Source organism: Spirosoma fluminis, from assembly GCF_054778895.1.
Window position 1 is genome coordinate 46,824 of the sequence record NZ_BAAGZD010000015.1, and the last position, 13,752, is coordinate 60,575.

Below are 13,752 nucleotides of genomic sequence, written 5' to 3' on the forward strand. Positions count from 1 at the left end.
AACAGGTAGGTACACAAGAATCTGAAAGAAACCTAGTCGCTTCCATAATAACAGCCAAGCTACTATCCATGGGCAAAGTCCTTACAGAAGATTTTTCTGGTTGCTGAGCGCAACCAGAAGCTATAACCAGATATAATAGACTGAAGCAGATAGTACTTCTCATGGCGCTCTTCTAAGAATATATTTGCGTAACATCACTTCATATCCGTTATTGGGATAGCCAAAAGCCTGCATATCAAAACGGTGTGTGTACGGTCCACCATTTGGAGTGCTATTCTCACCATCCGTATAGTCAATAGTTTGCGTCATGGCTGCTCCATAATGAGAGGTTTCATGAATTATCAGTTGAGCGAGCAATGTGAAATACGCTGCCTCTAACTCAGGCCACAGAATATTGTCCTCATAACGAATTAAGGTTAATTTATCAATTTTTACAACGTCTGGAACTTGTGGATCAAATGAACCATACTCATATCCATCTTGTCCCCAAAACTCTGGTGCAGACAACTGCTCAACAACAATCTTTGGACCTTGTCCAAAAGTTAAAATTGCTTTTATCTTCCGCTCGCTTAATCCGCTGAACTGCTTTAAAGCATTCAGGATCTTAGGCCTGCTCATTACATAATCGCGAACATTATTACGAATAAAGTTCGCAAACTTTGGGTAACGCTGTTGATCTTCGAAACTCATCTGATAGGTATTGCCTCCATCTGGCTTTCGATTATATAACTGAACGTAATTACGAATACTGGTCATTAGCTGTGGATAGTCCCGTATTGTCTCGATTTCATCATAATCAAAATAAATTTTTGTTCCAATTCGGTTTTGCATCTCCCATGTAAATGCATCAACTGGATTGAGATCATTGGGCATACCCTCATCAATAGGAACTGGTATATTGGGGTCATTAGGACCAGGACCACTAGACCCTCCTCCCCCGGTTACCCAATCCACTGTACCATACTCAGGGTTTAAGATGGGCCATTGTACAGGAGTATATGTATCACAATCCACTTCTTGAACATCTACTAGCTGCCAACTACCACCACTAATCCCATAGTCTCCTAAATCTATATTCATAGGAATATTATTCTGTTCAGCGGTTTGAACCCACCTTGGCGTACTACTTCCTCCTACATGAGCAGGAGCGTTTTGCTGATATATACCTCTATAACATGGTTGGTCTAATCGCCCTCCGCTTAAATTTTTCGGCTTAAGGGTCTCCTTTAGCCGACCGTTCTTGTATTTTAGCCCAAGCAAATAGTACTGTTCGCTTTCGTCGTATATCAACACTGTTCCATCAAAGTTATCTTTAGTAACACGGTTGTTTTTCTTTCGATAATCCTCAGATGGAAAAATAGCCATTACACAGGAACGATATTGTTCGCCATCTTTGCTAATCATTAATTTCTTCTGGATACGAACGTTAGCTTTTGTAGCTTTTAATTTTGGTGATTTTGATTTTTCTTGACGGTTTTCTAAATCATTTTGACTTACGAAAACCGGCTCTTCATAGCCATATAGTAATGGGACGACCACTACCGGCGTTCCGTTGGGCAACACATCATTTTTGGCGTACTTCCAGTATACTAAACGGTTATCGGGGGCATGAGCAGCAGTTCTGGCACCAGCATTTTTGCCCTCAAACCAATGACGAGCCTCGTCAATTGATAAGATAGACTGATTAGGACGGACCAGCGTCTCACGGTCTGTACGGCATGACCATTGTGTTACTAAGATTATTAGAATCCAACCTGAGTAATACAGAAACTTACGTATCATACACAAAGAGTTTAAAGAATTGCTTCTTTTAAAGCAATTCTTTAAACTCTTCCAAAGTAATAATGCCTATTCTGAGCGAATGGCTAATCATGCAACATACACTAGTCATAAGATAATGACAGTCATTCCACAATCCGAAACACCATTTTGGCCTTCTGCCGAGAGAGTGAGTTAAAGTGCCACCACTCAAATTCGATTCGGCTGAAGCCACCCTGCTGCATGGCCGTACGCAGAATCTGCCGATTCTCAATTTGCTGTTTGGTGAGCTTACCGGCTTTGAGCAGCTCGGCTTCTTTAGACGGATACGCCAGTTCGCCAAAGTAGTCGTATTTGGTTCCCATATCGAGCGGCTTGCCGTCTTTCGTGGCTACCGTTAAGTCAACAGCGCAACCGTAGTTATGGATAGAGCCTTTCCGTGGGTCAGCTACGTACTTCTGACGTTCACCTTCCGACATATTGGGTAGGGCATTCCAGAGCTTCCACTGCGCCGAACGGGGCCGGGCGGCATCATACACCAACAGCCGTAAATCAGGATGCTTTTCCTGTAAATATTTGCTGGCACGGGCCAATTTACGAGCCGCCATCGGCTGCATATACGCGCGAGTTAAATCGCCATATACGTCCTTACCCACGAAGTTGTCGGTAGTCGAATACTTCAGTTCCACTAGAATCGAGGGATCAATTTTTTGCACGTCGACAAGCCCTTGTTCGACCATGGCCTGTTCGAGTTTGTCTTGTGCAAATAGCGAAAGAGCGAAAGCGTGAAAGAGCAATAATAGGAGAAGCATTCGAGCGGTTGGCATAGTACGTCTTTGATGTTCGTTCATTGCAAATAACGCCAAAACGCGCTACTTTGCCCCATAAACCTGTACCCACCGCATGGCACTAAATTACATTTGGGTTGCTTTTTTTGTGATTGCGTTCGTGGTCGCGCTGATTAAATTGATCGTTTTTGGCGATACCGAAATATTTAAAGTTATTGTCGAGGGACTCTTCGATTCGTCCAAAGTTGCCGTTATGGACATTGCTCTGCCTCTGGCAGGCGTAATGACATTTTTTCTGGGTCTGCTCAACATTGGCGAAAAAGCCGGAGCCATTAATTTTCTGGCACGTATCATTGGTCCCTTCTTCCACAAGCTGTTTCCTGAAGTGCCCCGAGACCATCCGGCCAACGGGCAGATGATTATGAATTTTTCGGCGAACATGCTTGGACTGGATAACGCAGCCACGCCATTCGGGCTGAGAGCAATGGCCAGTTTACAGGAGTTAAACCCGGCAAAAGAAACAGCGTCGAATGCCCAGATTATGTTTCTGGTGCTGCATACGTCCGGCCTGACGATTATTCCGCTGAGCATCATGGCGCAGCGGGCCGTTCTAGGAGCCAAAGATCCTTCTGATATTTTTATTCCCTGCCTGATTGCAACCTACGTCGCGACCGTTGTCAGCATGGTAGCGGTGGCGATAAAACAACGGATTAACCTGATTAATGGCACTGTAATCGGCTGGATTGGCGGCATCACGGCTCTGATTGCCCTGGCATTGTGGTATCTGTCGACCAAAACAAAAGAAGAGATCGAGGTGATTTCGAAAGTAACGGGCAACCTCATTCTAATGCTCATCATTGTGGCGTTTCTGCTGGGTGCGATGCGCAAAAAAGTTGACATTTTCGACGCCTTTATTGAAGGTGCTAAGGGCGGGTTTGAAACGTCCGTCCGCATTATTCCGTATCTGGTTGGGATGCTGGTCGCGATCAGCGCCTTTCGTAGTTCGGGCGCTATGGACTACGTTATTGATGGCTTGAAATACGCGTTCAGCTTTACGGGACTGAACACCGAGTTCACGGATGCGCTACCCGTAGCCCTCATGCGGCCCCTGAGCGGCTCAGGATCGCGGGCGTTGATGATTGATGCGATGAAGCAGTTTGGCCCTGACTCCTTCGTTGGTCGCCTAGCCTGCATGTTCCAGGGTGCCGCCGACACCACGTTTTACATTGTCGCGCTGTATTTCGGCTCAGTCGGCATTCGAAATTCACGGTACGCGATTCCGTTTGGTTTGTTCGCAGACTTGATGGGCGTTATTGCCGGTATTGCCCTCGGCTATTTCTTCTTTCACTGAGCAAAAACCAGCTAAATTTCGTTATGAATTAGCCAGGCATGGCCCGCTGATCAGCACTATGTTTAGGCATTGAACTAATCTTGGTCGCTTAAGCGACTTTCATTGAATGAATATAACTCAAGTCCGCGAACAACTTCACCGGCTTATCGACGAAGTAGACGATATCTACGTCCTGAACGGATTGTACCGTAATCTAATCTCAGATAAACGGCAACGCGAAGCCTACGAGAAAGAGCAACAGGAAAAAGCAAAGAAGCAAACCAGACGATCTAATTAGAGTGCTCCCGATAGCCCACTGACGGTTAAGGCAATGACAAGGGTGTTGAACCCAAACGATAATACACCGTGTGCCAGGGCTATCCGGCGCATACTTTTTGAACAGATCGTTACGTCCGACACCTGGCTCGTCATGCCAATCACGAACGAGAAATAGGCAAAATCAAGATAATCGGGTTCCGGTTCATGCGGGAAATCTAAACCGCCCGGCGGCTTGTCCGGCTCTGTGGTATTGCCATAAAATACGTGAGCGTAGTGAAGTGTAAACACTGAGTGGACCAGCGCCCAGGAATTCGCCACAGCGAGAAGGGCCAGCGTAATACGTTCCAGTCGATCATTGTTCCCTACCCCATCAAGCAGAGCCACTACGGCAAACAGGCTGGCGATTGCCGCTGCGACCACGAAAAGCAGAATCAACGTACGGCTCGAATCCTGAAGTCGGGAAAGGCGGGGTATGTCGCGCGGGTGCGCGACAGAAATCGTTGTCCACATTAAGGACAGCAGCGTCATCGCGTACGATACCCAGGCAATAGTAAGGCGGGCGGGTACACTAAACGTAGCGGGCACAAGGGTTAATACAACGGTCGTAACAGTCAGTGCGATGAATAGACGGTGGTGACTATCTAAGTGGGCAATTTGGCGAAGCAGACCGGATAGCATATCCTTGAGTGAAATTTCAGTTAAGCGAAGTAATCCGTCTGCATGATACAACCCAAACTCTCCGCCTTTGATTTAACGATGATCGTTGTCAGCCTGGTTATCGGCATCGGCATTTTCCGAACGCCAACCATCGTTGCTCAATCCGCCGAAACACCAACTATTTTCTTTGCCGCCTGGATAGCCGGTGGTCTGGTGAGTTTGTGCGGGGCGCTCACATTTGCCGAGATTGGCTCACGCTATCCGGTGGCGGGTGGTTTTTACAAGCTTATTTCAGAGGCTTTTCACCCCGTGTTTGCCTTCATGCTGAACTGGGTTATTGTGCTTACGTACGGAGCCGGTAACGTAGGCGTCGCGTTGATTGGCGCAGAATATATAAACCCGCTCCTGCCAGAAGTTCTGCACGGCTCAACCGGCATTAAAGCTACCGCCATTGCTACGGTGTTGCTTTTTTACGGCATCAACCTGTTAGGCATCCGATCGGGAGCGCGCACGCAGAATCTGTTGAGCGGACTGAAAGTTGTTCTGATGACCGTGTTATGCCTGGGGCTGTTTAAAATACCGACTTTACTTGATTCAACGCCCGCTCCGGCTGCAACCATGAGCAGCAGTAAAGCCTTTTTCGTTAGTCTGATTGCGGTATTTTATACGTACGGCGGTTATCAGCAGGTGTTAAACTTTGGTGCCGATGTCAAGAATCCCACGCGCAATACACCCCGCGGTATTATCGGTGGTCTGTTGCTGATTATGGCCTTATATCTTGGCTTAAACTACGCATATTTTCGGCAACTGAGCTTCAGCGGACTACGTAGCTCTACGTTGATTGCTGCCGATCTGGCGCAGGCCCTATTCGGCCCCTGGGGCTTTACTATCTTTTCAATCGCCATATTTATTTCTGTACTTGGCTACCTGAATGCAAGCCTGCTTTCCCTCCCGCGTGTGTATTACGCGATGGCCGACGACGGTATTCTGCCGCCCATCTTCAAACGCGTAAATGCCCGCACGCAAACTCAGGAGTTTGCCCTGACGTTTCTGGTGGGTATCATGCTTTTGTCGCTGTTTTTCCTGGGTACGTTCGAGAAGATTGTCAGCTACGTAATGTCGATTGATAGTCTGGCGCTGGCCAGCGCAGCTGCCACTTTATTTGTCTTCCGAAGACGGGCCGGTGCGGATAGCGATTACAAAGGTTATCGTGTATGGGCATATCCCGTGCTCCCGTTGATCTTTGTGGGGTTTCTGCTGGTGGTATCGGCCAACGTAGTCATCAGCGATCCGGGGCCTGCGGCTATTGGCTGGGGCTTATTCCTGAGTGGCTGGCCGTTGTATTACCTCCTGAAGCGAGTGCTATAAAGCCAGGTGAAAGTCAATAGATCGCGATGGCACCGGCTCGTCAGTAATTCGTCACAGAATCAATTAATAGACAACTTAGCATTCCTTCTGCAGCAAATTCATTTTAATACCTATTGTGATCACTTTTATAAGAACGCAAAGGCTTCCTGCAATATTCCTTGAAAAAACTATCTTATCCAACGTTTATACCGTCATCCCTCCGTTTTTCAAAATTTTCAACAATCTTGCTTTGTTATTTGATGCTAATACAGCCTGAAGCCGTTTTTGTTGAAAAGTATGAAGGACTACATCCGCCCGATTAAACGCTTATTGGTGGCCAACCGGGGTGAAATTGCCATCCGTATCATGCGGGCCGCCACCGAGCTGGGTCTTACCACTGTTGCTGTCTACACGTACGAAGACCGCTATTCACTCCACCGGTACAAGGCCGATGAAGCCTACCAGATTGGCCGCGATGATGAGCCGCTAAAACCCTATCTGGACGTAGAGGGCATCGTTCTGCTGGCCAAACGGCACCAGGTCGATGCGATTCACCCCGGTTACGGGTTCCTGTCAGAGAACGTTAAACTGGCGCGTCGGTGCCGGGAAGAAGGAATCATTTTCGTTGGTCCTTCACCCGAAGCCATGGATGCCCTGGGCGATAAAGTACGGGCCAAAAACCTCGCTACGAAAGCCGGTGTTCCGATGATTCCGGATTCTCGGGAGGAAAACATGAGTCCGGAGTTTGCCCTTAGTGAAGCGCAGCGAATAGGTTTTCCGGTTATGGTAAAGGCTGCCGCTGGCGGTGGCGGACGGGGGATGCGGGTGGTACGGGAGGCCGAACAATTCGAAAAATCGTTTACAGAAGCCAAAAACGAAGCCCGTAACGCCTTCGGCGACGACACGATCTTTCTTGAAAAATTCATTGAAGATCCCAAGCATATCGAAGTGCAGTTATTGGGCGATCAGCACGGTAACATCGTTCACCTGTATGAACGCGATTGCTCGGTGCAACGGCGTTTCCAGAAAGTTGTCGAAGTTGCCCCCTCCTTCGGACTACGTCAGGAAACCAAGAATAAACTATACGAATACGCCTTACAGCTCGGCCGCGCGGTTAACTACTCCAACGCCGGTACGGTTGAGTTTCTGGTGGATAAAAACGAGACGATTTACTTCATTGAGGTCAATCCACGGATCCAGGTTGAGCACACCATTACCGAAGAGGTAACTGGTATCGACATCGTGCGGACGCAGATTCTGATCGCGATGGGCTATAAGCTTTCGGATAACGGCATTTACATCAATCATCAAGATGAGGTGCCCCTGAACGGCTATGCGATCCAGTGCCGGATCACGACCGAAGACCCCGCCAATGGCTTTAAACCCGACTTCGGTACCATCATTGCGTACCGGAACGCTGCCGGCTTCGGCATCCGCTTAGACGAAGGAAGCAGCTACGCGGGCATGAAAATTTCGCCTTATTTCGACTCCATGATCGTGAAGGTGTCGGCACGGGGCCGGACGCTGAAAGGAGCCACGCAACGCCTGACACGCGCTTTGGTTGAATTCCGGATTCGGGGCGTCAAGACCAACATTGGCTTCCTGCTGAATGTGATCAGCCACCCGATTTTCCAGCGTGGGGAAGCCCGCGTTTCGTTCATCGAAAGCCATCCTGAACTGTTCAATTTACGCCAGCCTCAGGACCGCTCGACACGGGTACTTAACTACCTCTCGGATGTGATCGTGAACGGAAATCCTGAAGTCAAAAAGAAGGACGACAGTAAAGTATTCCGTACGCCCGTTGTGCCTCCCTTCGACATTTACGGGGCTCATCCCGACGGCAACCGCAACCGGCTGAAAGAGCTGGGTCGGGAGAAGTTTGTGGAGTGGGTAAAAGATCAGAAATGCGTTCTGTATACCGACACTACGTTCCGTGATGGCCACCAGTCGCTGCTGGCTACACGGGTGCGGACGCAGGATTTGCAGAAGGTTGCCGAGGGTTTTGCCAAGAATCATCCGGAATTATTTTCGATGGAGGTCTGGGGGGGCGCTACCTTCGATGTATCAATGCGGTTCCTCTACGAAAGCCCCTGGAAACGACTGGCCGCCCTGCGCGAAGCCATGCCGAACATGCTGTTACAGATGCTGTTCCGGGGTTCCAACGCCGTTGGCTACTCGGCTTACCCCGACAACCTGATTGAGAAGTTCGTGGAGCAGTCGTGGGAAACGGGCATCGACATCTTCCGCATCTTCGATTCCCTGAACTGGGTCGAAGCCATGAAAGTCAGCATGAAAGCCGTTCGGGAACGTACCGATGCGCTTTGCGAAGCGGCTATCTGCTATACAGGCGACATGCTCGCGCCTAACCAGACGAAGTACACTCTTCAGTATTATCTGGACATGGCCCGTAAGCTGGAAGACGAGGGTGCACACCTGCTGGCGATTAAAGATATGGCCGGGCTGCTGAAACCACTAGCTGCCGAAGTACTAGTACGGGAACTGAAGCAGGCTGTCAGCATTCCGATTCACCTGCATACGCACGATACAGCGGGTATTCAGGCTGCTACGTACCTGAAAGCCATTGATGCGAACGTCGATATTGTTGACTGTGCGTTAGGTGCCTTATCGGGCCTTACGTCGCAGCCGAATTTCAATTCGGTCGTCGCCATGATGCAGGGACATGAGCGCGAGTGCCCGATCAACCTGCACTCGTTGAATGCGTATTCGAACTACTGGGAAGACGTTCGCGAGTATTACTATCCGTTCGAGTCGGGCATGAAAGCAGGCAGCGCGGAAGTGTACGAAAATGAGATTCCGGGCGGTCAGTATTCAAACCTGAAACCGCAGGCCATTGCAACCGGACTGGGTGATAAATTTGAAACGCTGAAAAAGAATTATGTAGTAGCCAATCAGCTCTTCGGCGACATTGTGAAGGTAACGCCTTCGTCGAAAGTGGTCGGCGACATGGCGATCTTCATGACGGCGAATAACCTAACGGCTGACGACGTACGTCAACGGGGCGATTCGCTAACTTTTCCTGAGTCGGTGAAAGAGCTGATGAAAGGTATTCTAGGTCAACCCGTCGGTGGCTTTCCGGAAGATATTCAGCAAATTGTGCTGAAAGGTGAGCAGCCGATCACTGGTCGCCCGAATGAGCATCTGAAGCCCATTGACTTCGATAAAGACTTTGCTACGTTCCAGGAAAAATACCCCCTTAACGACGGCTTCGTCGACTATTTGTCGTACCAGATGTACCCGAAGGTATACGACGAGTACTACAAGGCAAACGAGCAATACGGCGACGTCAGCGTGATTCCAACGCCTGCTTTCTTCTACGGATTGAAGGAGAACGAAGAGATTTTGATTCAGATTGAAGAGGGTAAAAACATCCTGGTTCGTCTGCTCTTCATGTCGGAGCCCGATGAGTTCGGTATGCGTACCATTACGTTCGAGCTGAATGGCCAGAGCCGCCAGGTTCAGGTCCGCGACAAATCCTCGAAAGTAGAGAAGGCCATGAACGCGAAAGTGAGCAAGCCGGAAGATGTGGGCGCTCCGCTGCAAGGCCGATTGACCCGTATTCTGGTTAAGGAAGGCGACGTAGTGAAAAAGAACCAGCCGTTGTTTGTGATCGAAGCGATGAAAATGGAAAGTATCGTAGCGGCTCAAAAAGAGGGTAAGGTTTCCAAGATTGTACTCAAAGAAGGGACTGTCGTAGAGCAGGACGACTGCGTAGTGGAAGTAACCGCTTAATTGAGCCCTATCGACTTGCTTAAGGCCACCTTGCTGAGTGTACGGTGGCCTTATCGTTTTTTTGCGGATGCACGCCTTGTTCCTCCTTTGCCGGATCAAATGCGCAGGTTAATCGGAACGCTCTGATACGTCCCAAGCTGCTGCGCCATATTGGTAGAGTTGCGGGGGCGCTTTTCGAACTCACGATGGATGCGAGGCAGGGCAGGCTGTTGAAACTGCACTCTGTTTAATGGGAAAATCTGATCTCAGAAATATAGACGAACTCGCTAAAGATGGCACATACGGATAGCCAGTTTCTGCCAACAAGTAACTAAAGTTAACAGACAGCCACACAGGACGATACGTGCCACTGATTCAAGTAAACAGGATTCGCCTTACCGATTTGTTCGCCTTGCTCAGCACTTTTCTTCAAACTGAATTATATACAAATTAGTATTAAATAAATCCCTAATACGCTTGACCAAATAAGGGGATGCCTGGTGTGGGGCCTGACAGGAAGTTTACTGGCCAGCCGACGATCGACGGTCTGTAAGGCCAGTCGAGCGTTGCTCGTTTCAATCGAATCAACTATGTACAAGAACCAAGTTGCTACTAATTTTAAGACTAAACCTGGGCTTCATTATCCACGGGGAGCTCATTTTGATGGACAGGGAACCAATTTTGCGCTCTTCAGCGAAAACGCAACGGCGGTCTTTCTCTGTTTGTACAATCCGAATAAACCCGATGAAGAAGTGATCCGCTTCCGCTTGATTGAGCGAACGGAAATGATCTGGCATATTTATGTAGAGGGCCTTGGACCCGGGCAATTATACGGCTACCGGGTCGAGGGGCCACACGATCCCGCTAACGGTCATTATTTCAATAGCCATAAGTTGCTGCTTGATCCCTACGCACGTGCCATACATGCTCCGATCAATCACCACGATACATTCCTGGGATACGATTTCAAAAGCACAGCCCCGGATCGATACTTAATTCCCAACGAACTGGATAGTGGTCCATTTGCCCCTAAAAGCGTGGTTATTGATGAGGCCTTTGATTGGGAGAACGATGCGCCACCGACCATACCGTCTCACAAATCGCTTGTCTACGAACTTCACGTAAAAGGATTTACCCAGCAACATCCTTCTATTGATCACTCGCTGAGAGGGTCATACGCAGCCCTGGCTAGCCCCGAAGCAATAAATTACTTCCAGACATTAGGTGTCACTGCGATCGAGCTGATGCCGGTTCACCAGTTTACGAACGAAAGCTACTGGGGCTATAACACCATCGGTTTTTTTGCTCCTCATAACGGGTATGCCTCGTCGGGAAGCCACGGGGAACAAGTTACCGAATTCAAACAGATGGTTAAGGCGCTCCACAAGGCAGGTTTAGAAGTAATCCTGGATGTGGTGTATAATCATACAGCCGAGGGCAACCGGTTTGGCCCTACTTTACTATTCAGGGGCATTGACAGCCGCACTTATTATCGGGTGGTTGAATCGCAGCCGGAATATTACATGGATTACACAGGCACGGGCAATACACTGGATCTAACTCACCCACGGGTGCTGCAACTGGTCATGGACAGTCTACGCTATTGGGTTACTCAGATGCACGTTGATGGGTTCCGGTTCGATCTGGCCACGGCCCTGGCCCGAAACGAGGCTGAAGCCGGCCGAGTTTCGTCTTTTTTAGATACGATCGCTCAGGATCCCGTGTTGGCCCGGGTGAAATTAATTGCCGAACCCTGGGACATCCAGGCCTATCAGGTTGGCCATTTTCCGGTTCGCTGGGCCGAGTGGAACGGACGATTTCGGGACTGCGTACGATCCTTTTGGAAAAGCGATGAAGGAAAGGCCAGGGAAATGACCTATCGGTTACTGGGCAGCCCGGATTTGTATGGCAATGATGGACGCTCACCAACCCATAGTATTAATTTAGTTACTGCCCACGATGGCTTTACCCTCCACGATCTGGTCAGCTACAATGATAAACATAACGAAGCCAACGGTGAAGATAACCGCGATGGCCACGACCATAATTTAAGCTGGAATCACGGGGTAGAAGGTCCCACCGACGATGCTGGTATTATCGAACTGCGGGAACGGCAAAAACGTAACTTTTTAACGACCTTACTACTAAGTCAGGGTATACCCATGTTGGTGATGGGCGACGAGTTTGGTCGCACTCAACAAGGCAATAACAATGCGTATTGTCAGGATAATGAAATCAGTTGGATGAACTGGGAGTGGAGTCCACGACAACAAGCTTTGTTTGATTTCACTAACCAGCTTGTTGCGCTTCGGCAAGCGATTCCGCTGCTTCATCGCCGTAAATTCTATCAGGCTCATGAGATCGTCTGGTTGCGGAGCGATGGCTTACCCATGGGTCATGACGATTTCCATAACCCACACACCCGATGCATGGGCTTATTAATGGACGGCTCAAAAGTAGACGAACAGGGCGAAGATGGTACGTTGATCGGCCAGCGCGACGGTCAACCGGAGGTGTTCCTTTGGCTGTTAAATGCGTATTGGGAAGAGCTATCCTTTCATCTGCCCAAAACAAGTTTTGGGCATTGGGAAATCATTGTAAACACGGCTACGGGCCAGGTTCATCCTCAAGATGATCTGATGCCCGGGGGGAAAATCTATTGGATACCAGCTCGCTCTTCCTTACTATTTCGCGTTCATCCTTAAAATCAGCAGCACCAATTGAGCAATCAACACCAATTTCCTGTACCAGTAATTTAAACTTACTTTCTGACTAAGTTCTAAGTTTCCATTGAGGTGTAAGCGTCATATTACTACGGTTTATAAAAAATAATAGCCATCCGATAGGTATGATTCAGTTTCTTTACACTAAGCGGATTTTATGACTACACTACAACGTTTCTTAAACACTTCATTGCCAGCCCGATTAGCTATGCTCCTGAACATGGGCTTTGTGTCGTGATAGCCCTTTGGGGACCTGGTTGCAGCTATTTACTTTACCAGAATTGAAAACTGAATTCGCCAATGAAAGAACCAGCTTGTTGACCAACAGAGAAAGATAACTTTATCAACAAACAAGAAGACTCAGGACATTCTGTTCACCTCCTGCTTTCCGGCTCATCTGCTTCGAAAGCAGGAGGTGTATTTCAATATGAACTGTGGGCACCGGTGCCCACAAACGCTCAGGAACGCCGGTTGCGTTTTACACGCATGCTCTAATTCTACTTATTCCGCCCATTCGTCAGCCGAAACACGTCTGTGACCGCTCGATAATCAACGTAGCCATGGTGGCCTCGTCATTTTGTTGCGGATTCACGTTTTCCCGGTCTATCTGTAGACTTTCAGCAGAGTAAGAAAACTAATTCAGAGCAATTATTCGACTTCATGCCTTCTACTAAATAAATTAAGGTAACCTTTTGTTGAACAAATGCTTACGATAGCTATCTTATATAAAAATAGCTTAAAAGATTTATGGACAATCCTCCCCCCATCCCGCCAACAACACCTCCATACATGAGTCAGAACGACGAACGGATGTGGGCGATGTTAACGCATTTAAGCGCCCTACCCGGTTCACTTGTGCTTATCGGAAGTATTGTGCTTCCCCTGGTAATCTGGCAGATTCAGAAAGGGAAATCGGCCTATGTAGATTACCACGGCAAAGAGGCCGTTAACTTCAACATCACAATGGCCATTGCCGCGGCCATATCGTTTCTATTGATGTTTATCCTGATCGGCTTTGTATTGATCTGGATAGTTGGCGCTGTGTGGATTGTGTTCACCATTATCGCAGCAATCAAAGCGAACAATGGGGAGTACTATCGCTACCCCGTAACGATACGGTTCATCAACTAGAAAAGTCATT

10 protein-coding genes are annotated in these 13,752 nt (G+C 48.5%); 6 read left to right on the forward strand and 4 right to left on the reverse strand.

From position 1 onward, the window contains the following. Positions 1 to 159: 159 nt before the first annotated feature. Entirely contained in the window at positions 160 to 1,782 is a 1,623-nt protein-coding gene (locus ACYVBJ_RS17700) for a hypothetical protein (RefSeq protein ID WP_460983638.1), read from the reverse strand. A gap of 122 nt (positions 1,783 to 1,904) precedes the next feature. Next, positions 1,905 to 2,570: a M15 family metallopeptidase gene (locus ACYVBJ_RS17705; protein ID WP_460983639.1), complete on the reverse strand. Its 666-nt coding sequence runs from the start codon at positions 2,568 to 2,570 to the stop codon at positions 1,905 to 1,907. A gap of 91 nt (positions 2,571 to 2,661) precedes the next feature. On the opposite strand from ACYVBJ_RS17705, the gene ACYVBJ_RS17710 reads away from it, so the two are divergent. Further along, positions 2,662 to 3,897 carry a nucleoside recognition domain-containing protein gene (locus ACYVBJ_RS17710; RefSeq protein ID WP_460983640.1) on the forward strand — a complete coding sequence of 412 codons (1,236 nt, stop codon included), beginning with the start codon at positions 2,662 to 2,664 and terminating at the stop codon, positions 3,895 to 3,897. Between the two features lie 106 nt (positions 3,898 to 4,003). Then, positions 4,004 to 4,174: a hypothetical protein gene (locus tag ACYVBJ_RS17715; protein ID WP_460983641.1), complete on the forward strand. Its 171-nt coding sequence runs from the start codon at positions 4,004 to 4,006 to the stop codon at positions 4,172 to 4,174. Here the strand turns inward: ACYVBJ_RS17715 and ACYVBJ_RS17720 are convergent. Further along, positions 4,171 to 4,833 (reverse strand): DUF1345 domain-containing protein, encoded by a 663-nt coding sequence (locus ACYVBJ_RS17720; RefSeq protein ID WP_460983642.1) that lies wholly within the window; start codon positions 4,831 to 4,833, stop codon positions 4,171 to 4,173. The two genes, ACYVBJ_RS17715 and ACYVBJ_RS17720, sit on opposite strands and share 4 nt — an antisense overlap. 42 nt (positions 4,834 to 4,875) lie before the next feature. On the opposite strand from ACYVBJ_RS17720, the gene ACYVBJ_RS17725 reads away from it, so the two are divergent. Both ACYVBJ_RS17725 and ACYVBJ_RS17730 read left to right on the forward strand, forming a co-directional pair. Next, positions 4,876 to 6,180 (forward strand): APC family permease, encoded by a 1,305-nt coding sequence (locus ACYVBJ_RS17725; protein WP_460983643.1) that lies wholly within the window; start codon positions 4,876 to 4,878, stop codon positions 6,178 to 6,180. A 276-nt stretch (positions 6,181 to 6,456) separates the two neighbouring features. Then, on the forward strand, positions 6,457 to 9,909 hold the full coding sequence (locus tag ACYVBJ_RS17730) for a pyruvate carboxylase (RefSeq protein WP_460983644.1): 3,453 nt from the start codon (positions 6,457 to 6,459) through the stop codon (positions 9,907 to 9,909). Between the two features lie 95 nt (positions 9,910 to 10,004). On the opposite strand, the gene ACYVBJ_RS17735 is transcribed toward ACYVBJ_RS17730, so the two are convergent. Continuing rightward, a complete protein-coding gene (locus ACYVBJ_RS17735; RefSeq protein WP_460983645.1) occupies positions 10,005 to 10,130 on the reverse strand; it encodes a hypothetical protein in 126 nt (41 codons plus the stop codon). A gap of 348 nt (positions 10,131 to 10,478) precedes the next feature. Between ACYVBJ_RS17735 and glgX the strand changes: the two genes are divergently transcribed. Together glgX and ACYVBJ_RS17745 are read left to right on the forward strand one after the other, a co-directional pair. After that, positions 10,479 to 12,593 carry a glycogen debranching protein GlgX gene (glgX, locus tag ACYVBJ_RS17740; RefSeq protein WP_460983646.1) on the forward strand — a complete coding sequence of 705 codons (2,115 nt, stop codon included), beginning with the start codon at positions 10,479 to 10,481 and terminating at the stop codon, positions 12,591 to 12,593. An 807-nt stretch (positions 12,594 to 13,400) separates the two neighbouring features. Beyond that, the gene (locus ACYVBJ_RS17745; protein WP_460983647.1) at positions 13,401 to 13,742 is read left to right on the forward strand and encodes a DUF4870 domain-containing protein; all 342 of its coding nucleotides are present in this window, start codon (positions 13,401 to 13,403) and stop codon (positions 13,740 to 13,742) included. Positions 13,743 to 13,752: the final 10 nt, after the last annotated feature.

Coding starts and splice junctions, on each gene's coding strand:
- ACYVBJ_RS17745 (WP_460983647.1), top strand. CDS start 13,401: ATGAGTCAGAACGACGAACGGATGTGGGCGATGTTAACGCATTTAAGC.
- ACYVBJ_RS17715 (WP_460983641.1), top strand. CDS start 4,004: ATGAATATAACTCAAGTCCGCGAACAACTTCACCGGCTTATCGACGAA.
- glgX (WP_460983646.1), top strand. CDS start 10,479: ATGTACAAGAACCAAGTTGCTACTAATTTTAAGACTAAACCTGGGCTT.
- ACYVBJ_RS17700 (WP_460983638.1), bottom strand. CDS start 1,782: ATGATACGTAAGTTTCTGTATTACTCAGGTTGGATTCTAATAATCTTA.
- ACYVBJ_RS17710 (WP_460983640.1), top strand. CDS start 2,662: ATGGCACTAAATTACATTTGGGTTGCTTTTTTTGTGATTGCGTTCGTG.
- ACYVBJ_RS17725 (WP_460983643.1), top strand. CDS start 4,876: ATGATACAACCCAAACTCTCCGCCTTTGATTTAACGATGATCGTTGTC.
- ACYVBJ_RS17705 (WP_460983639.1), bottom strand. CDS start 2,570: ATGCTTCTCCTATTATTGCTCTTTCACGCTTTCGCTCTTTCGCTATTT.
- ACYVBJ_RS17730 (WP_460983644.1), top strand. CDS start 6,457: ATGAAGGACTACATCCGCCCGATTAAACGCTTATTGGTGGCCAACCGG.
- ACYVBJ_RS17720 (WP_460983642.1), bottom strand. CDS start 4,833: ATGCTATCCGGTCTGCTTCGCCAAATTGCCCACTTAGATAGTCACCAC.